The sequence below is a fragment of the Pseudomonas sp. FP818 genome, from assembly GCF_030687335.1.
Taxonomy (GTDB): Bacteria; Pseudomonadota; Gammaproteobacteria; order Pseudomonadales; family Pseudomonadaceae; genus Aquipseudomonas; species Aquipseudomonas shahriarae.
Genome location: NZ_CP117427.1, coordinates 2494175 through 2513762, shown reverse-complemented (window position 1 = coordinate 2513762; position 19588 = coordinate 2494175). Strand labels below are relative to the sequence as shown.

Here is a 19588-nt window from a genome sequence, read left to right as displayed (position 1 = left end):
CAGCACTAGGATTTGTGCATGAAAAACGCCACCAAAGCGATTGAGAACTACATCTTCGGCAAGGACGGAAATCGGCCTGACTTGTTGCGGCATGCTTTCAGTCCAGACGCAACTCTTACCATGCTGGTGCAGACAAGCACCATCCAATTTCCCCCCAACGTCCAGGGGCGCGAAGATATTGCTGAAGTACTGGTACGCAGCTTTAGCCTGCAATATGAGAACGTTTATACATTCTGCTTCGGTGCCCCTCCAAAGCCCGAAGCACATGCTCATAGGTGCAAATGGCTGGTTGGCATGTCAACAAAAGCAACTGGAGAGTTGCGCGTAGGCTGTGGGGAATATCATTGGGTCTTTTCACCGCAAAGCGGCCTGGCCATGCAACTGTCCATTACTATCGAACACATGTTGGAGTGCCCTTCCCAGCATATGCAGAAAATAATGGATTGGCTTCAAGGTCGCAGCTATCCATGGTGTGAACCTGCCGACATGCTCGATTCGGCACCGCCACTCACTTGCCTCCAGCCGGTTCTTGTCTACGTTGCTGCATGACCCCTATGGTTGTAAACGTTCGCGAGCGTACGCGTTCTTTCGTGTAGCCAAACTGGCGCTTGATCACACGAAAGGCATGTTCAACCTTGGCCCGCACCTACGCTTTGGCGTATTCAATCTTGCGTCGCATACAGCCCGATCAAGCTCTTTTTTCCGCGCCTTCTATAGCTGCTAGGACGCGCGGCGATCGCCCACATCATCGCGCGGTTCTGATGCTCGGCACGCTTCTCCTCACCGGTACAACCCGCATCGCCGCACACATACGTTTGCCGGCATACTCGGCATCGGCGAAGGACATCTGTTTCTCGGTGCAAAAGCGCCTCGCATAATGGACGTTATGGCTAAATTCAGCGCCGATACTTCGCTATTATCCCAGCGCTAAATGCCTCGATTCCGACGGCATAGCGACCATAACGTCACAGACATTATGCTTAACACCGATAGCGACCTGGAACACCGCGCGCCAGATTCAAAAGCAGCCACCGTAGTCCTCGGCTGACCGGCCTTCGTTTGGCCTTTGGGCCATCGGACTTTTACGGCTAGTCAGCACACCGTTCACCAACACTATGGTGAACTCGATAACTTTGCCCGTCGTAACGCAGCACTGGAAAACACAAGCCCGGGCCACCGACCTCAACATCAGGCCAACCATTACTGCCTTTGCTAGCGAGAAACTCAGCGACACCGCTTTCTTTGAGCATGAGTTTCCAGTGGCCGTCAGGCTGCTGACTTACCAGATAAAATCCAGTACCTGCTTGCCCATAACAGTAAGTGCTGCCTTCGGTAATCAACGCATCCGGTCGGCCGTCACCGTTCAGGTCCTCAACCAATTCCATGGTTACCGGCCTGTAGCTACCAGTTTCCTGAATTTCACACTCCGACGTCTCTTGGTTAAATCCAGCAGCGTGGAATGCTTTTATCTGCTCGCTACGCGGTAGTTCATCTGCCTGCGCCGTAACACTGCTCACGAAACATGCCACCCATAGACCTAACGTAAAACTTCCCTTCATATCGACCGTCCCTTTATGATGCTCAACGTTATTAAGTATCGTGCATGTACCCACACAAGCATCTTGGATAAGTTGGCCGTTTCACATGGGTGCGCGTGCGGTACAGCATGCCTTCCGCAGTACCAGCGACGCTAACGACACCCTCAGGAAAAACAAGACCACGGACTGCATTTTTACAGGTGCCAATGATCATTTCGACCGCACCCAAGGCTCGGCCTTCACGGAGGTAAAACCGGCGATTAAGCCACCCTCCAATGGGTAACCTCGCAGCTGATGCGCGCAAGGTCACGGTCAAGCCGATTAACTCAGCACCGTCGTACCTAAAGCTCTTCCTTGCCAAGCCGATAGCCCGACGAAGCTCTAATAAAGCCGCGTCGATAATAAACGCTTCGTAAGGACGACCTCCATGCCCACACTGCGCTCCATCCAGACCCGCTACACCCTGTTCCTGGTGCTGTTCGTCCTGGTGTTATCGGTACTAACCGTCGTCGGCATCGGCCAATTGGTCGCCCCCACGTTAAAACACACTGAAGAACAGGTGGTGCTCAACCGCATCGCCGAGGTAGCTGTGCAGATCCAGGGCGAACTCAACAAGGTTCAAGCCCAGCAACGCAGCATCACCCAAACCATCCCGCTGCTCGACAGTGACGCCATCGACAAGGTGCTGCCCGGCCTGGTGGATCAGTATGGCGAGCTGAAAGTCTTCGGCGGCGGTATCTGGCCGCTGCCCAACCAGCGCACGCCGGGGCGCAACAAGCACAGCACGTTCTGGCACCGCGATGCCTCGGGCAAGCTGGCGGTGAATACGTTCTGGAACAGCGACGCCGCACCCAATTATTACGACCAGAGCTGGTACAAAGGCGGCCTCGCCTCGCCCCGTGGCCAATGCGCCTGGGCCGCCGCCTACAAGGACGACGCCAGCCAGGAGCCGCGCACCAACTGCGCCATGGCCATCCAGCGGGACGGCGCGGCCTACGGCGTCGCCACCATCGACGTGACCCTGGGCTTTTTCAATGAGCTGGTGGCCAGCAAGGAAAAAGACATCGGCGGCCAGATGCTGATCGTCGAAGGCGACGGCAAGATCATCAGCAACAGCACGCGCATCAGTAGCCCGGTGGTGCTCAAGAACATCAGCGAACTGACCGGCACCTCGGCGTTTGCCGCCCAGGTCAGCAAGGCCCTTGCCCATCGCGACCAGGCCCTGCAGCGCGGTGAATTCGACAACCAGGGAGTGGCCAGCACCTTTTACATGCGCCCAATCGAGGGCACCCCGTGGTTCCTCGCCACTGCCCTGCCCACCTCGCTGATCACCGCCCAGCGTGACGATGTGCTCGGCAGCCTGGCGCTGCTGCAAATCCCGATGGTACTGCTGCTGGTGCTGCTGGCGTTCTATGCGATTCGCAATCTGGTGCAACGCATGAAGTCGCTGCGCACCAATATCGACTCGCTGTCTGCCGGAGATGCCGACCTGACCAAGCGCATCACCATCCGTGCTGAGGATGAAATGGGCGCCATCGGCCACTCGGTAAACCGCTTTATCATCTACCTGCAGAACATGATCGGCGAAGTGACCCAGGCCACGGGCGCCATGGCCTCGGGGCTTGAGCAATTGCAGCAGACCTCGGCGCAGACCAACCGGATTCTGGTGCGGCACGCCTCGGAAACCGATCAGACGGTCACGGCCATCACCGAAATGAGCTCCACCGCCGACACCGTCGCGCAAAACGCCGCTGAAACCGCCTCGTTCACCCAGCGCGCCAACGAACACGCCGACCGCTCCCGCGTGGTGGTGGGCGAAGCCTCGACCAGCGTCAGCGCGCTGATCGGCGAAGTGGCCAGCGCCACCCACACCGTAGAAAACATGCGCCAGGACGCCGCACGTATCACCGAAACCCTCGGCGTGATCGGCGCGATTGCCGGCCAGACCAACCTGTTGGCACTCAACGCGGCCATTGAAGCGGCGCGTGCTGGCGAACAAGGCCGTGGGTTTGCGGTGGTCGCCGACGAAGTCCGGGCGTTGGCCGCACGCACCCAGGCCAGCACCTCGCAGATCAACGAGATGTTGGCGCGCCTGACCACTGGCGTGAGTTCGTCGGTGACGGCAATGGAAAACACCCAGGCCAGCTGCCAGTCAGCGGCGGATGCCACGGCACGCGTCAACACTGGGTTGGACGAAATGGCCGGCTCTGTCAGCCATATCAACAACCTCAGCACGCAGATCGCCACCGCGGCCGAGCAGCAAAGTGCGGTGACCGAAGAGATCAACCGCAGCATGGTGCAGATCCGACATATGGTCGAAGAGCTGGTGGAAAGTGGCCATGCCACTGAAACCAATACGCAAAGCCTGCTGGATGCCAATGGCCGGGTGATTACGTTGATGAGCCGCTTCAAAGTGCGCTGATAAATGAGTGAAACACTCCCGTGCAAACCACGGGAGTGGGACTATTCTGGCAGATCCCAGTGCGAGATTTCGCCACATAGGCGGTGTGTCATGCATGCTGCTGGGCATTCTGTCCATGTGGAGCGGTCAGTCGACTAAAGCGATCAGAGAGCTTGAGCTTGGGCTCCCCAAGCTACACCGCGTAACGATGCAAGCCTCGTCATTGAACCTGGAAATCGAAGGGCTGATTTTTATTCCAGACCAGAATCCACTGAGGGGCCAGAACTGCCGGGGCGCAACAACCGCCCCCATCACAAAGCCGGAGGTGTGCGCCACAGCAGCGCGCGCCATTCCTGCCGATAACGCAAAGATCGTTTGCCTCTGCTCCGCTGTCAGGTCGTTATTGCTCACCTCTCCCTACAGCTGGTTAGCCTACCGCTACCCAATGCTCGTTCCCCAAGTCCTGAAACTTCTGCGCCGGCGCTTCAAAGCCTTTTGACTTGATCGGGCTTGGTTGCTCGAACTCATGCAAGAGCGCCTTGAAATCGCGCTTACGGTCAACGTCCGGCATTGGGACGGCGCTGAGCAGGCGCTTGGTGTAAGGATGTTGAGGGTTGCCCAGGACCTGATCGCGGCGGCCAATCTCGACGATCTGACCGCCGTACATGACGGCCACACGATGACAAATGCGCTCGACCACCGCCATGTCATGGGAAATGAACAAGTAACTGAGCCGATGCACCTCACGCAAATGCTCAAGCAATTCCAGCACCTGAGCCTGAACCGAAACATCAAGGGCCGAAACGGATTCGTCGGCGATGATGACTTTCGGGTTGAGCGCCAGCGCCCGTGCGATACAGATGCGCTGGCGCTGGCCACCGGAGAACTGGTGGGGGTAGCGATACATCGTGTCGACTGGCATGTCGACTTGGCGAAGCAGTTCAGCGACCCGTTCCTGGCGTTGCGCCAGGGGCAACTGGTGGTGAATCAACAAAGGCTCGCCCACCAGTTCCAGGATGTTCTTGCGTGGGTTCAAGGCCGCATAGGGGTCCTGAAACACCATCTGGATATCCCGCCGCACCGCATGAAGGTCGGCGCCTTGCAGGCCGTTGAGCTCTTTGCCGAACAACTTCACGCTGCCCTGGTAAGCCTGCATGTTCATCAGGGCCTTGCCCGTACTGGACTTGCCGCAACCGCTCTCCCCCACCAGCCCCAGCGTTTCGCCCTGGCGCAACTCGAAGTTGACGCCCTCGACCGCATGCACTTGCCGGTTCTCCTCAAACCAGCCGGTACGCACGGGAAAACGTACGGACAAATCGCGAACCTGCAAAATCACCGGCTGCTGGCTGATGTTCTCCGGTTGACCCACGGTGCCCAACACCGGAACGGCTGCGAGCAATTTACGCGTGTAGTCTGCCTGCGGCTCTGTAAACAGTTGACGCACCGGTGCCTGTTCTTCGGTACGGCCATGATTCATGACGACCACTTGGTCGGCCATTTCCGCGACCACGCCCATGTCGTGAGTGATCATCAGCAAGCTGGTGCCGTACACCTGCTGCAACTCGCGCATCAATTCCAGAATCTGCGCCTGAATAGTGACGTCGAGTGCTGTGGTCGGTTCATCAGCAATCAACACCTTGGGCCGGCAAAGCATGGCCATCGCGATCATCACACGCTGGCGCATGCCACCGGAGAGTTCATGGGGGTACTGCTGTAGACGTTTTTCGACCTGCGGCATGCGTACCGACGCCAGCATTTCCTTGACTCGCAGGCGTAGGGTCTGACGCCCCAGCGGTTCGTGGCGCAGCAGCGTTTCCTCCAACTGCTGACCAACGGTCATCAGCGGATTCAGCGAGGTCATCGGTTCCTGGAAAATCATGCCAATCTCTTTGCCACGCAACTGCTGAAGTTCGCGCTCAGGCATCCCGATCAGGTTGCGCTCGGCAAACCTGATAGCACCCTCCGCCACCCGCACGGCCTTAGGCAACAGCCCCATGATCGCCAACGACGACAGTGATTTTCCGCTACCGGACTCTCCGGCGATACACAGCGTCTGTCCCGGATACAGGTCGAAATTAAGGTTATCGACCACCCGCCGGGGCGTGGCCCCCAGGCCGACATCAATGGATAAATGCTGCACCGACAGAATCGGCTTGGAGATCCCGTTACTCATCAAAGCTCCTCGCGATTGAAGCGGCATACATCAAGCCGCTCGCAATGAAAACGCATCAGGCAAACACGACTTTCGGGAAGTAGAACGACACCACCCAGTTGGGCAGGTCGACAACTTCACTGATACGCAGATCGCCGCATACCGAACACAACATATAGGCCTGCTCTGCCGGCATAGCGTGTTCACGGCACAGCCAGTCGATGGTATTGCTCACGGCTTGACGCGCCGCTTGCATCAGGTCCGGGCCGATCCCGGTGAACGCTTCGTAGCCGGCAGAATCGAGGTGGCGTGTGACCGGGCCAGGTGTGCTGAAGCGCGGGGTTGCCAGCGGGGTATCCTTGATCAGGTCGATTTTCACCACCACGTCCATGGCGCTTTCAATCGCGGTGCCACACACCTCTCCATCACCTTGTGCCGCGTGGGTATCACCGATCGACAGCAATGCGCCACTGACCTCCACCGGCAAGTACAACGTGGTGCCAGCGGACAGGTCCCGAATGTCCAGATTGCCGCCGACCCGGCGTGGTGGAACCACCGAATGTAACCCTGCCTGCGCTGGGGCCAGGCCGATGGTGCCAGCGAAAGGTTTGAGCGGAACACGGGCAAAATCACTGAACGCCGCAGGGGCCAGGTTGACCTTGTCGTAATGCCACAGGGCCAGGGCCGGGTCCTTGAACTGGTCGGCCAGCAGGCCGAAGCCCGGAATATTCGCCGTCCAGCCAAAGCCGCTGGGCTTGAAACTGTCGAGGGTAATTTTGAGCACATCTCCTGGTTCAGCCCCTTCGACGAAAATAGGCCCGGTAACCGGGTTGATTTTGTCGAACGGTACCTTGCCCACGTCACTCACCACCGAGTTGGGCGTAAAGAACCCGTTGGACGAATCAAGGCAGCAGAATTCAAGCATAGAGCCCGGCGTTACCTGTGCGGTTGGTTCGAAGCGGTTGTCCCAGCCAAAATGGCTGTTGACACTATGAATGGTCTTGACCAGGCAGTTCTGGCACATAAGGGAAGGTCTCCGCGTTGAAGGCCACGCCTTTTGGCAGGCGTGGCAAAGGCTGATCGTCAGGTCGACCGCGCGTTACTTGAGGTAGATGTAGTCGTAGTTGACCGGCACGTGAACCGGGTCGACGTACAGCGAATCGGAGCCGCCCATGCGCGCAGAACGCACGGTGAAGCGCTGCTCGTTGAAGATTGGCACCCACGGCGCGTCAGCCATCACGTCGATGAAGATTTTCTTCCACAGCGCGATGCGCTCGGCTTGTTGCTCCGGCTTGGCCATGCTGTCGGCTTTGGCCGCCAGTGCATCCAGCGTCTTGTTGCAATACAGTGCCCAGTTCCAGCCGCCGTCAATCGCACCGCCGCAGCCCAGGATCGGCCCGTAGAAGTTCGACGGGTCCGGGAAGTCGGCAATCCAGGCCATGCCACCTGACCACACCATCGGTGCCTGATCCTTGGAACTGCCGGCTGCAATCACGTTGGCTTGTGCCAGGGATTTGATCTGCGCCCGGATACCGACCTTGGCCAGGTCTTGCTGGATGGCTTGGGCGATACGCGGTTGCGGATCGGTGTTCATCACGTACAGTTCGGTGTCAAAGCCCTTGGCGAAACCGGCGTCTGCCAGCAGTTTTTTCGCCGCCTCGACGTCGTAGGCATAGCCTTTATAGTCCTTGTCGTAGCCCGGCATGGCCGGCGGCAGCGGCTGGTTGGCCGGGACCGCACGACCATTGATGATGCGCACGATACGATCCTTGCTGATCGCCATGTTCACTGCCTGGCGTACCTTGAGGTTGTCGAACGGCGGCATCGTGGTTTTCAGGGTCAGGTAGCCGGTTTGCAACTGGTCACCGGTCACCACCAGGTGCTTGAACTTTGGATCGTTCTTGAATTCCAGGAACTTGGCGGGCGGCACACCGTCACCGGCGATGTCGACTTCACCCTTTTGCAAGCGCAGCAGGGCGACCATCGGGTCCTGGCCCACTTCAAAGGTGATGCTGTCCAGGTGCGGCAGGCCAGCCTTGAAATAGTTGGGGTTTTTCTTGAAGACAATCTGTTGTCCAAGCTTCCACTGCTCCAGGCTGTAGGCACCCGTACCGACCGGATGCTTGCCGAAATCGGCGCCCCACTTCTCGACTTCTTCCTTGGGCACCACAGAGGAGAAGTTGATCGCCATCACATGCAGGAACGTCGCACTCGCCTCCTTGAGGGTGATCTTGACGGTGTAGTCGTCCACCACTTCAATGCCCGACAAGTGTTCGGCCTTTTGGGTGCTCATTTCGTCATAGCCCACGATCGGGCTGAAGAAGCCGGCGCCCGGGCTCTGGGTTTTCGGGTTGACGGTGCGCTCCAGGGAGTACTTGACGTCGCTGGCCTTGAGCTCGCGACCGTTCTGGAACTTCACGCCTTTACGCAAGGTGAAGGTGTAGACCGTGCCGTCATCGGAGATGGTGTAGTCCGATGCCAGGTCCTTGACCAGCTCCGTGGTTCCGGGCTTGTAGTCCATCAGGCTATCGAACAGGCTTTTGATCATCGACCAGTTCTGCCAGTCGTAGCCAATGGCGGGGTCAAGTGTGGCCACGTCGTTCTGATAGGTAATGACTGCGGCGCCACCGTCTTTTGCGTTTGGATCGAAGTCATCGGCCAGAAGATTCCCGGCGAACAATGCAGCCGCGATGGCCAAGGATAATGCTTTGCGATTCATGCTCCAGCCCCTTACCTATGATGTGTTTTTTAGTGTTTTTGGATGTCGATGCGCGGATCGACCCATGGGATCACCAGGTCTGCGACCAGATTGCCCAGCACGATGGCGACCGCTGAAACCGTGGTCACGCCGACAATCACCGGAATGTCCACCTGCTGAATGGCTTGCCACGTCAACTGGCCGATTCCCGGCCAGCCAAAGACCGACTCGACCACCACCAGCCCACCCATGAAGATGCCGATATCGATGCCGATCATCGGGATCACCGGCACAATGGCGTTGGGGAGTACATGCCGCAGAACCACGCGCACCCGGCTCAGGCCCTTGGCCCGGGCGGTGCGAATGAAGTCCTGATGCAACACCTCGATCATCGAGGAGCGCACCATGCGCGAATACCAGCCGCTGCCGAGAATCCCCAGGGTCAGCGCCGGCAGCAGCAGATGCTCGAACCCGCCATAGCCCCCTAGTGGAAACCAGCCCAGTTTTACGGCGAAGAAGTACAGGAAGAGCATCGCAGCGATGAATTGCGGGGCTGACACGCCGATGAACGAGAGCGCCATAAGCGCCTTGTCGGCCCAACTGTCGCGCCGCAACGCCGCGATCACACCCAGGCTGATGCCGATCAGCAATTCGAAACCAATACCGGCAGCCATCAACTCAAGCGATGGCCGCAGGCGCGAGCCGATCAACTCGGTCACCGGGCTGCGCTGGATATAGGAGCGCCCCAGATCACCTTGCACCAGGTTGCCCAGGTAGTTGGCGTACTGCCGATAGAACGGCAAATCCAGGCCCAACTGCGTACGAATCCCCGCCACCACTTCCGGTGTGGCACTGCGCCCGGCAATCTGGCGCGCAGGGTCGGCAGGCAGCATGAACAGCAACAGATAGGTGATGAAGGTCACGCCGAGCAAAATCAGCAACGAATAGCCGATGCGACGAGTGATGAAGGCGAACATTCAGCTTCTCCCTTGCAGGGTAGGATCGAGTTCATCGCGCAGGGCATCACCGACCAGGTTGAAAGCCAGCGACAGCAGGACAATCGCGATACCGGGGAAGAACACCAACCATGGCGCGGAGGTGAAATAGGTCTGGCTTTCAAAAATGATGTTGCCCCAACTTGGCGTTGGCGGCTGGACCCCCACTCCCAGGTACGACAGGGTGGCTTCGAGCAGCACCGTGGTCGAAATACCCAGGGTCGCCCATACCAGAATCGTCGGCAGCAAATGGGGCAGCAGGTGCGAAAACAGGATGCGCAGCGAGCTCGCGCCCAAGGTCCTCTCCACCGCCACGAAGTCACGGGCACTCAAGGCGATGGTCTCGGAGTAGATCACCCGGGCAATCTGCACCCAGTTGACCATGGCGATGACCAACGCAACGATCCACACGCTGGGTTGGAAAATCGCCGACAACGCAATCGCCAACAGCAGCGCCGGGAACGCCATCATCAAGTCGGTAAAGCGCATCAGCGTGCTGCCGATCCAGCCCCGCAGAAAACCTGCGCTCAAGCCCACCAAGGTGCCGATCAGCACGGCCAGGCCGTTGGCAAGCAGGCCGATGAACAGTGAGGTACGTGCGCCGTAGATCAGGCGCGACAGCAAGTCGCGACCCAGCAGGTCAGTGCCCAGCCAATACGGCATATCTGGCGGTAGCGGCGCGCCCTCCATTGACAGGCCTTCGACAAATTGCTCGGACGGATCGTGAGGGCTCATCCACGGTGCAAACAGCGCCAACAGCACCACGATGACGATGTACAACAACGACAACGCCACCGCGGGCCGGCGAATCAAGGCGCGCAACACTTTCATTGGCACGCCCCGCCTTGCTGAAGATAATCGGCGGCCATGCCCGCACACAGGTCATCCAGGCTGCGATTAAGGTGCATCGACAGGCTGCGCAGGCGCTCATAAGCCTCGCGCTCGTCAATCTTGTGCTCAACCATCAACCGCGCCAATGCCTGGGCCAGCAGAGGTCGCGCATCGAGGCGCTGGCGCAGCGCTTCGAGGGTTCGCGCATCACTGTCCAATCGCTCACGCAAACTGATCGCCATCATCAGCGTAGTGTAGACAGAGCCCTGGGTAATCGGTTTGTTCAACAAGGCGGTCGCCCCCAGCTCGATGGCGCGCTGGATCTGCGACAGGGTTTCGTGGGGCGTCAACGCCACGATTGGCACACCGGTGCTGTTAAGCCGTTGCAGGGTGGCGGGACTGGCGAAGTGCTCCAGATCGACCACGGCGGCAAAGCAGCCTTCAAGCGAATCCTGCGCGTCTTCAAACAGCGCCTGCGGCGTGATGCCCAGGCGTTGCAGGCTTTTCTGCAGACTGGCCAACGTACGCGGTTCGCAGTCAACCAACAGCAATCGACCACTTTCGAAGTCCGGGCGTTTGAGCAGGCTCATTTGACGATCCTCAGGCGGGGCGCTGGCGCAATCGTGCGCAGGCGTTGGAATTCACTCAGGTCAGTGGCAGTCAGGTAGGGATCGGCTGGCAACGATTGCGCTTCACTGTGCAGTACCACAAAGCGCCCTTCGCGCAATTCGGCGATATGGCAAGGCTGGCTGCAGTGATTGTTGTGCGCAGAAATGTTTAACGTGCCGAGCACACTGTGCTGGGGGTGTTCGTAGAGGTAGTTACAAATGAGCTCGGGATCGTCGCTGCCACACTGGTCCAAGGCCTTTGCAAACAAGTGCAAGGCGACGTACATCCCGGTGTAAAAATGCGACAACGGGTACAGTCCATGTTGGCGGCGTTGCTGCTGGCTGAAAGCCCGGTCTACATCCTCAAAAAATGGGCCGCACGACAACAGGCGCAGGCTCCGCATGACGCCGACTTCAGGCAGCTCGGCTTCCGTCAGGTTGCAGCTCAACACCGGTAGATTCAAGCCGACGGCAAGACACGCCGCGTCCAATTGCTGCAAGAAGACGTAGGAGGACTCACCGACTAGATTATTGAGCACAAACGCCGGTTTTTCAGTTATCAGGGTCTGGATAAGCTCACTGAAGCGAGTCGTGCCCAAATGCACGTACTTTTCCAGAAGCACAGTGCCGCCTGCGACATCGAGCACTTCCCGTGCGACGCGGTTACTTTCCCAACCCCAGATGTAATTCGAACCGATCAACGCAGCGCAAGAACCAAACGCCTGCAAGGCATACCGCAACAACGGGATCAACGTCTGATTCGGACACCCGCCCAGATAAAGGACGTTCTCACTGCTTTCAAAACCTTCATACGGACAGGCGTACCACAACAGGCTCCCGTTCTGCTCGAGGTCCGGAATGATTTCCTTGCGGCTGGCCGAGGTCGTCGCACCAAAAATATGCCGAACCCCGGCCTGCATCAATTGAACAGCGCCTTCGCTGTAACTGTGCAAGAAGCCCTGCGGATTGATATGGGTAACTTGTAAGGTAAATGGGTAATCGGGATTGGCATTGATTTCCTGCAGTGCGTGTGTGGCCCCTGCCAGAGCATTCCGGCCTATGCACTGGTAAGTCCCATCGATAGAGAGCAAGAGTCCGACATCGATTGTGTGGCGCATTTATTCACTCCCAAAAAAAAACCTGATAGACCAGTGGACTGGTCGATCAGGCTTCATTACCTGGCGCTTGGGCGCATGATGTAGGCAAGACTTAAAGGCCGGGGCCTGGCTTACTCGTTTATTTCTCTATGGAAAAAGTGTGCCAAATTGGTTTTTTGCTGAAAATCGGCCTTATCCTCAATGCTCATGACAGCCAGCGCACCGGTCTGAGCCGTAGCACTGTATTTTGCACCTAAGAGGTGCACATCAAATGTGAGGTTTTTGACGGGAACACTGCCCGCTTTATGAATGGGTGTGTAACGTAAATTCCCAGGTCGCCGACCTTGGAAACTGACAAACCTCAATAGCCGGTGTGACGCAACGTAATAAAGGGCACGCTGATGTAGTACGCGCGGCGTAGCAGAAGCGAACCGCCCTTGTATCAATCGGGTGTGGGTTCCATCTAAGACGAAGAACACTAAAAATTAACGCTTTGAATCGCCCCGGGTTTCGTAGACGCCCTTGGTGTCCGTTTTTGGCGGTTAGTGGATGTTTAGTCTCCTTAGTCTCGAGCACAACCCCATGTCCAATCTAGGAGAGGCATAGCGATAACGGCGTCTTAAATTTCTCGAAAGACGGCAGGGTTGCGAAAGCGATCCGAAAAATTGCGGAAGCGATGACCAAATGGCAGACAATAAAAAACCCCGTAGACGTTAATCTACGGGGCTTTCAAGAATGGAGACCGAGGTCGGAATCGAACCGGCGTAGGCCGATTTGCAATCCGATCTGGAAACGTAAGCGGGCTGTGACCTGTAGAGATATTTACTTCCGAAACCAGCACAAAAAATCCCCTCTGGAGACCGCGTAGAATGCGGTCTATCTTCTTTATTTGGGAACTGATTTGCCCCTCCCCTAGCGTCCTGCCGACCGAACACAACCCACCACCAAGCAACCCAACTGCTACGCTGTTCACTCCAAGGAGGAACACCGATGCCGAACTCAGACCTGCTCCCTTACCTGGTGCACCGTCGCCCAGATCGCCTGAAACAGAAGGAGGCGCAGACGGAGGATCACTGGACCCAGGTCGAAGAGCTTGGGTGAGCCTGACTGGCGGCCATGGTGCTGATCGGATTCATAAGACCACTACACACTCTTTCAGGCGTGGATGGCGTCACCCAGTACCTAACCGAGCCAGAGCAGAAACGATGCGGGCCCCCTTCCCTATGCAGGACGATGAAGCAATACCGAGGGCATGGCAGCGTCCGCCACCTATCCGCGTACTTAAATCGGCACCTTCTACTGCATTGCAAACCTTCCTCGCCTGCTTATAATTAAGATCAATTCTTATCCGCATCTTGTAACTAGGAAGATCTAGGTGTCCTACCCTCAGTCGCCCGAATCCTCCCCCCAGGATGATATGCATGCGCTCTATCGCGACCATAGCCAATGGCTTCAGGGCTGGATTCGTCGGCGCCTAGGTGATGCAGATCGTGCGGCGGATATCACCCAGGACACGTTCTTGCGCCTGATCAGCAGCGCACTGCGCCAGCCATTGAGAGAGCCGCGCAGCTTCCTGGCCACGGTGGCCCGAAGGGTGATGATCGACCAATTGCGCCGACGCAACCTGGAGCAGGCCTACCTTGAGTTTCTGGGCAGCCAGCCGCTCCTCGAGGAGTGCTCCCCCGAACAGCGCCTACTGATGCTGGAAACCCTGATGCAACTGGATGCCATGCTCGACGGCCTGGGCCAGAAAGTGCGAGATACCTTCCTGTACGTACAGCTCGATGGCCTGAGCTACCCTGAGGTCGCGCAGCGCCTCGGGGTGTCCGTCAGCTCGGTGACCAAGTACATGGCCAAGGCGACAGAGCGGTGCCTGCTGTTCGCTTTCGATGCGCACTATGAATCCTTCCGATCAACGCAAAGCCCTGCGCGAGGCGGCGCAATGGCATGCGCGCCTCCACGCGGCGCGTGACTGTGCGGATAACCGCAGGCAGTGGCAGGTCTGGCTCGATCAGTCGCCGTTGCACGGTTGGGCGTGGGAGCGCCTTGAGCGGTTGCAAGCAGATCTTGCCGGTGTTCCCGGTCCGCTGGCACGGCACACCCTTGTCGCAGGCCATGGGGAACTGGGGCGGCGTACGCTACTCAAGGGCCTGGTGCTGGGTCTTGGCGTTTCAGGGGGCTGTCTGGACGGGTTATCGCCACTCGCCGGTTTGGTTGGCCGACGTGCGCACCGTCAAGGGCGAACGCCGCAGCCTGACCTTGGAGGACGGTACGCGGCTGACGCTCAATACAGATTCTGCCGTCGATATCCGCTACAGCGCAGACCAGCGGCTGATAGAACTGGTCGAGGGAGAGATTGCCGTTTACACCGCTAGCGACCCACGCCCGTTGCGCGTGCACACGGTGCATGGCCGAATGCGCGCCCTCGGTACCCGCTTCAACGTGCGCCTGCATGCAGACCGCACAGAGCTGATCGTCATCGAACACGCTGTCGCGGTGCACAACGCCGCAAGCGAACACGAAGTGCGGGTCGATGCTGGCATGGCCCTGACCTTCAACAGCGGGCCGCTATCCGAGCCCCGTGCGGCTGACCTTGCTAGCACTGAGTGGCGCGAAGGTCAGTTGGTGTTGGACGGCTGGCCGCTGCGCCGCGCTCTGGCCGAACTCCAGCGTTACCGCCCGGGCGTGTTGAGCTGTAGTGACGATGTGGCGCAGCTGCGTCTCGCCGGGGTGTACCCGTTGGATGACACCGACCGCGCACTGGTGGCAATCGCCGGGGCGCTAAAGCTGAAGGTCAATACCTGGACGCGCTATTGGGTCAGGCTCACCCCGGCCGCTTAAACAAAACGAATGAAAAAAATTCTCAGTTGCATTGTCGGATTGGCCACTCTCGTACGAGCTCTTCTGAAAACCGCCCAAACAGGCATTTTAAGGAGCTGTCATGTCTAGAGCGACAATCTACCCACACGCGCGCCGAAAACACCTCACCCCCCTGCTGCTTGGCAGCGCCATAGCGCTGCAGGTCGGGATGCTGGCCCCGCTGCTGTCAACGGATGCCCAGGCCCATGCCGAACAGGTCAGCCGCGTTTACGACATTCCCCCGGGGCCGTTGGTAGCAACCTTGAACCGCTTCGCCCGCGAGGCCGGGGTGCTGCTGTCGTTTGATGCGACGCTGACCCAGGGACAACAGAGTCGCGGGCTAAAAGGTCGCTTCAGCACCGAGCAGGGGTTTGCCCAACTGCTGGCTGGTAGCGGGCTGGAAGCTCTGCTGGTGGGTAACAATTGGGTGCTTGCGCCTCAGGCGCAGGCCGGTTCAGCGCTGCAACTGGATGCAACCAGCATCACCGGCCAAAGCTTGAGCGTCACCACAGAAGGCAGTGGTTCCTACACCACCGGCGCAACTGCCGCCGCCACACGCCTGGACCTGAGCCTGCGCAAGACTCCACAGTCAATCAGCGTAGTGACACGCCAGCAGATGGACGACCAGAACCTGCAAAGTGTTTCCGATGTCCTGAAGCAAACCCCTGGCATCACCGTCAACCAGGAAAGCTCCGAGGCCTTCACTTTCTATTCGCGCGGTTTCAAGCTGGATAACTTCCAGTTCGATGGCGTGCCCAGCCTGTCCTCGGACGGCGGCTCATTGCGCGACAACTACAGTATCGGCAACAGCCTGATCTATGACCGAGTCGAAGTGCTCAAGGGTGCGACCGGCCTGGTCAACGGCTCCGGCAATCCTTCGGGGGTCATCAACCTGGTGCGCAAGCGCCCGACTGCCGAGGCGCAGGGCCATATCAGTGTCGGCGCAGGCTCCTGGGATAAATACCAGGCCGATTTTGACTTCGCCGGGCCGTTGACCGACAGCGGCAATATCCGTGGCCGCATGGTCGCGGGTACGCAGTCGCAGCGCAGTTATGTCGATTACCTGACCGGCGAACAAAATACCTTCTACGGTGTGCTGGAAGCCGACTTGAGCGAGAAAACCCTGCTCACACTCGGCCATGACGTACAGAAAAACTATGACAACGGCAGCACCACCGGTGCCCTGCCCGCGTTCTTTATGGATGGCCGCAGGGCCAAGTTCGATCGTGACACCAACGCTGCCGATCGCTGGACCTGGCGCAATCAGGAAACCCAGCGCACTTTCGTGGAGTTGGCCCACAGCTTCGACAACGACTGGGTCCTCAAGGGGGTCGCCAGCAGCCGCGACTACCGTTCGAGGGAGCTGATCTCGGGCATCAGCAGTGAGGCCATTCAGGCCGACGCAAGCATCTCCCACGGCTTCATCGCCGGCAACGTCGACCGCGCCAGCGGCTATGTGAACAACAGCGGCACCGCGAGCAAGTTCAACACTACCAGCAAGGAAAAAGGCCTGGACCTGTATGCCCGCGGCCCGTTTTCGCTGGGTGGTCGCATGCACGAAGCCGTATTCGGCTACAGCATCGCCCATACCGAATCCACGTCCAAGCGCCACGACGGGGTTACCAATGGCATCATCAACGATGTATTCCAATGGGATGGCTATGGCGATACACCGAGGGACTTCGAATGGTGGTCGACCTTCAATATCGAAGCACGGCAGAAAGTCGGGTTCGCGGCCACCATCCTTAAACCGACCGACGCGCTGGCAGTGATCCTGGGCGCCCGTATCGTCGACTACAAATGGGACATCGACACGATCAACGCCATCGGTCGCCGCCTTCCGGCCAGCGCCACCAACTCCAGCGAAATCGTGCCTTATGCCGGTATCACCTACGATCTGGACGCCTACCACACGGCCTACGCTAGCTACACCGACATCTTCAAACCGCAGGCCTACAGCCTCGGCCCGGACGGTAAACCTATCGACCCACTCTCCGGCGAAAGTTATGAGGTCGGCATCAAGGGCGCCTACTTCGACAACCGCCTAAATGCCAGCATGGCGCTGTTCGAGCTCAAGCAGGACAACTTCGCCGTACCCACCGGCGGTAGCACACCGAGCGGTAGCAGTGCCTATCGAGCAGAGAAAGGCGTCACGACTCGCGGCGTCGAGCTGGAGGTGAACGGCGAACTGATGAATGACCTGCAGGTGATGGCAGGCTACACCTTTGCCGAGTCCCATAACGCGGATGACCGGCGCGTGGCCACCAACCAGCCGCAGCACCTGCTCAAGATGGCAACCAACTACCGCTTGCAGGGCGATTGGCACAAATTCACCGTGGGCGGCAATGCCTACTGGCAGAGTTCGACGTTCTTTAAGCCAAGCGACGAGGATTGGTACGAGATCAAAGACCCCACCGCCAAATTCGAGCAGAAGTCTTACGCACTGGTGGGGCTGGTTGGCGGCTATGATGTCACCCGCGACCTGAAGGCGACTCTCAACGTCAACAATCTGTTCGACAAGCACTACTACAGTGGTATTGGCAATTACGGCACAGTGTTCTGGGGGGCGCCGCGCAACGTGATGTTCAATGTGAAATACAGCTTCTAGGCGGTTTCTCGGTAGTACGCTTACCCCCTGGGCCAAGGCGCCGGGGGTACGACGAGTACGTTCAGGCCTGGGAAAATTTAGCTCAAGCGCTTGAGGCCACGCCGAAAACACTTTTGAATCGCCCCTTATTTCATCGACGCGTTCAATTGTCTGACTTTTGCCAATTAGCCTGTTCTGAATGACGGAAGCGGGTCATAAGCCGCCTGACCCGATCGGCGGCTTTTGGCCGATTCTGTTGAAAAAGTCGGATTTTCAGATCGCCTGAACTCAGGCACGACCACCACCGGAGAACCTACTCACCACATTGAGTGGTTTTTCGGCCCTTCGGTGACCTTTGCTGCTCTGTTATTGGGTTAATTTGAGGTTTTTTGCTTGGTGCAGGCGCACCTATCCCGTGACTGGTGGCCCTTGAGATGAAAATTTGGCCAGCCGTCGCAGGTTCTGCACCGCAGCGGCCAGCGTGAATTCATCCGTCGCACCACTCATGCCACGTAGTCTCAGGCGATCCAATTTCAGGATGCGCTTGAGGTGGGCAAACAACATTTCGACTTTTTTACGTTCGTGGCGAGAGCGCTGATATGCCGGCGTTGCTGCAATGCGCCGAGCCACATCGCGAGCGGCTTCATGGACGCTGCGAGCGATCTTGCGGAACGAAGTGTTCGGGCAGCACTTGGCTTTCATCGGACACGTAGCGCAGTCGGTCTGCCGGGATCGGAAGATGATGGTGTTGGCTTTGGTGACATGTGAACGCTCATTCTTGAAGGCTCGCCATTCGCTGCGTAATGGGTTGCCGGCCGGGCAGCAGTATTCCTCAGTCTCTTCATGCCAGTGGAAATCGTTGCTCGAGAAACTGTCGTTCTTGCGCTCGGTTTTGTCCCATACCGGCACATGCGGCTCGATGTCCTTTTCCTCCACCATCCAGGCCAGCATCGGCGCTGTACCGTAAGCGGTGTCGCCAATGAGGCGTTCCGGCTTGATGTCGAACTGCGTTTCGACCCGATCAATCATCGTCTTGGTACTCTCGACTTCTGCGGTTCGATGAGCCGGTGTGGGTTCCACATCCATGATCACGCCGTACTCTGTATCGATCAGATAATTCGTGGAGTAAGCGTAGAAAGCTGGGCCTCCTGGAGCAGCGGTCCAGCGGGCTTTAGGATCAGTCAGCGACAGGCGCTTCGGTAGCGTTTCGGCCAGAGCCTCTTCATCGAGTGCCTCAAGGTACTCACGCACGGCGCGGGTGCTCAGAGATGGATCGCTCCAGTTGACCTGTTCATCTCCCGGTACGCCGCGCTGCCGACTCGCATCTGCTTTGATAATGCTGGCGTCCACTGCAAAGCCTTCGCCCTTGACCAGACCGGCGTCCATGCAGCGACGCAGCACTTCATTGAACAACCAGCGAAACAGATCACTGTCCCGAAAACGGCCGTGTCGATTTTTGGAAAACGTCGAGTGATTGGGTACTTCATCTTCAAGGCTCAACCGGCAGAACCAGCGATACGCCAGGTTCAAATGGGCCTCTTCGCACAACCGCCGTTCGGAGCGGATGCCATAGCAGTAGCCGACGATCAGCATGCGGATCATCAGTTCAGGATCAATCGACGGACGCCCAATCGGGCTATAGAAATCGGCGAGGTAATGGCGCAGGTCGCTCAGATCAAGACACCGATCAATGTTGCGTAGAAGGTGAGTGGCTGGGATGTGATCTTCAAGGTTGAACGAGTAAAACAGCCGCTCCTGCCCACTCGATAACTGTCCCATCATGTTGCGTGCTTCCCTGCTGGCCAATGCGGAGATTTTGCCG

At 58.2% G+C, this 19588-nt stretch carries 14 protein-coding genes and 1 pseudogene; 5 read left to right on the top strand and 10 right to left on the bottom strand.

What is annotated here, in order from left to right:
• Window positions 1-18: 18 nt before the first annotated feature.
• Window positions 19-549, top strand: a complete 531-nt coding sequence (locus PSH80_RS11190) for a hypothetical protein (protein ID WP_057959793.1) — start codon at window positions 19-21, stop codon at window positions 547-549.
• On the opposite strand, the pseudogene PSH80_RS11185 reads toward PSH80_RS11190, so the two are convergent.
• Window positions 509-818: pseudogene (locus PSH80_RS11185) on the bottom strand (transposase); the annotation flags it as partial. The gene PSH80_RS11190 and the pseudogene PSH80_RS11185 sit on opposite strands and share 41 nt — an antisense overlap.
• Window positions 819-1088: 270 nt before the next feature.
• Window positions 1089-1517 (bottom strand): hypothetical protein, encoded by a 429-nt coding sequence (locus PSH80_RS11180; RefSeq protein WP_081044259.1) that lies wholly within the window; start codon window positions 1515-1517, stop codon window positions 1089-1091.
• A gap of 448 nt (window positions 1518-1965) precedes the next feature.
• Here PSH80_RS11180 and PSH80_RS11175 point away from each other — a divergent pair, with 448 nt between their 5' ends.
• Window positions 1966-3960 (top strand): methyl-accepting chemotaxis protein, encoded by a 1995-nt coding sequence (locus PSH80_RS11175; protein WP_057959795.1) that lies wholly within the window; start codon window positions 1966-1968, stop codon window positions 3958-3960.
• A 406-nt stretch (window positions 3961-4366) separates the two neighbouring features.
• On the opposite strand, the gene PSH80_RS11170 is transcribed toward PSH80_RS11175, so the two are convergent.
• From PSH80_RS11170 to PSH80_RS11140, 7 genes are all read right to left on the bottom strand, one after another.
• Complete coding sequence (locus tag PSH80_RS11170) at window positions 4367-6112, bottom strand: ABC transporter ATP-binding protein (protein WP_305420225.1); 1746 nt, start codon at window positions 6110-6112, stop codon at window positions 4367-4369.
• Window positions 6113-6167: 55 nt separating this feature from the next.
• Window positions 6168-7016: an acetamidase/formamidase family protein gene (locus PSH80_RS11165; RefSeq protein WP_370693724.1), complete on the bottom strand. Its 849-nt coding sequence runs from the start codon at window positions 7014-7016 to the stop codon at window positions 6168-6170.
• Window positions 7017-7190: 174 nt separating this feature from the next.
• Complete coding sequence (locus PSH80_RS11160) at window positions 7191-8810, bottom strand: ABC transporter substrate-binding protein (RefSeq protein WP_057959798.1); 1620 nt, start codon at window positions 8808-8810, stop codon at window positions 7191-7193.
• Window positions 8811-8839: 29 nt separating this feature from the next.
• Window positions 8840-9766 carry an ABC transporter permease gene (locus tag PSH80_RS11155; RefSeq protein WP_057959799.1) on the bottom strand — a complete coding sequence of 309 codons (927 nt, stop codon included), beginning with the start codon at window positions 9764-9766 and terminating at the stop codon, window positions 8840-8842.
• Window positions 9767-10615, bottom strand: coding sequence for an ABC transporter permease (locus tag PSH80_RS11150; protein ID WP_120732765.1), 849 nt, complete (start codon window positions 10613-10615; stop codon window positions 9767-9769).
• The gene (locus PSH80_RS11145) at window positions 10612-11205 is read right to left on the bottom strand and encodes an ANTAR domain-containing response regulator (RefSeq protein WP_305420222.1); all 594 of its coding nucleotides are present in this window, start codon (window positions 11203-11205) and stop codon (window positions 10612-10614) included. The genes PSH80_RS11150 and PSH80_RS11145 overlap by 4 nt, the downstream gene beginning before the upstream one ends.
• Window positions 11202-12341 (bottom strand): transporter substrate-binding protein, encoded by a 1140-nt coding sequence (locus PSH80_RS11140; RefSeq protein WP_057959802.1) that lies wholly within the window; start codon window positions 12339-12341, stop codon window positions 11202-11204. The genes PSH80_RS11145 and PSH80_RS11140 overlap by 4 nt, the downstream gene beginning before the upstream one ends.
• A 1396-nt stretch (window positions 12342-13737) precedes the next feature.
• Here PSH80_RS11140 and PSH80_RS11135 point away from each other — a divergent pair.
• From PSH80_RS11135 to PSH80_RS11125, 3 genes are all read left to right on the top strand, one after another.
• Window positions 13738-14292, top strand: coding sequence for a sigma-70 family RNA polymerase sigma factor (locus PSH80_RS11135; protein ID WP_305420569.1), 555 nt, complete (start codon window positions 13738-13740; stop codon window positions 14290-14292).
• A 74-nt stretch (window positions 14293-14366) separates the two neighbouring features.
• On the top strand, window positions 14367-15161 hold the full coding sequence (locus tag PSH80_RS11130; RefSeq protein WP_305420220.1) for a FecR domain-containing protein: 795 nt from the start codon (window positions 14367-14369) through the stop codon (window positions 15159-15161).
• Window positions 15162-15261: 100 nt separating this feature from the next.
• A complete protein-coding gene (locus PSH80_RS11125) occupies window positions 15262-17787 on the top strand; it encodes a TonB-dependent receptor (protein WP_057959806.1) in 2526 nt (841 codons plus the stop codon).
• Between the two features lie 387 nt (window positions 17788-18174).
• Here PSH80_RS11125 and PSH80_RS11120 read toward each other — a convergent pair whose 3' ends face one another.
• Window positions 18175-19548 (bottom strand): transposase, encoded by a 1374-nt coding sequence (locus PSH80_RS11120; RefSeq protein WP_198831125.1) that lies wholly within the window; start codon window positions 19546-19548, stop codon window positions 18175-18177.
• Between the last annotated feature and the right edge of the window lie 40 nt (window positions 19549-19588).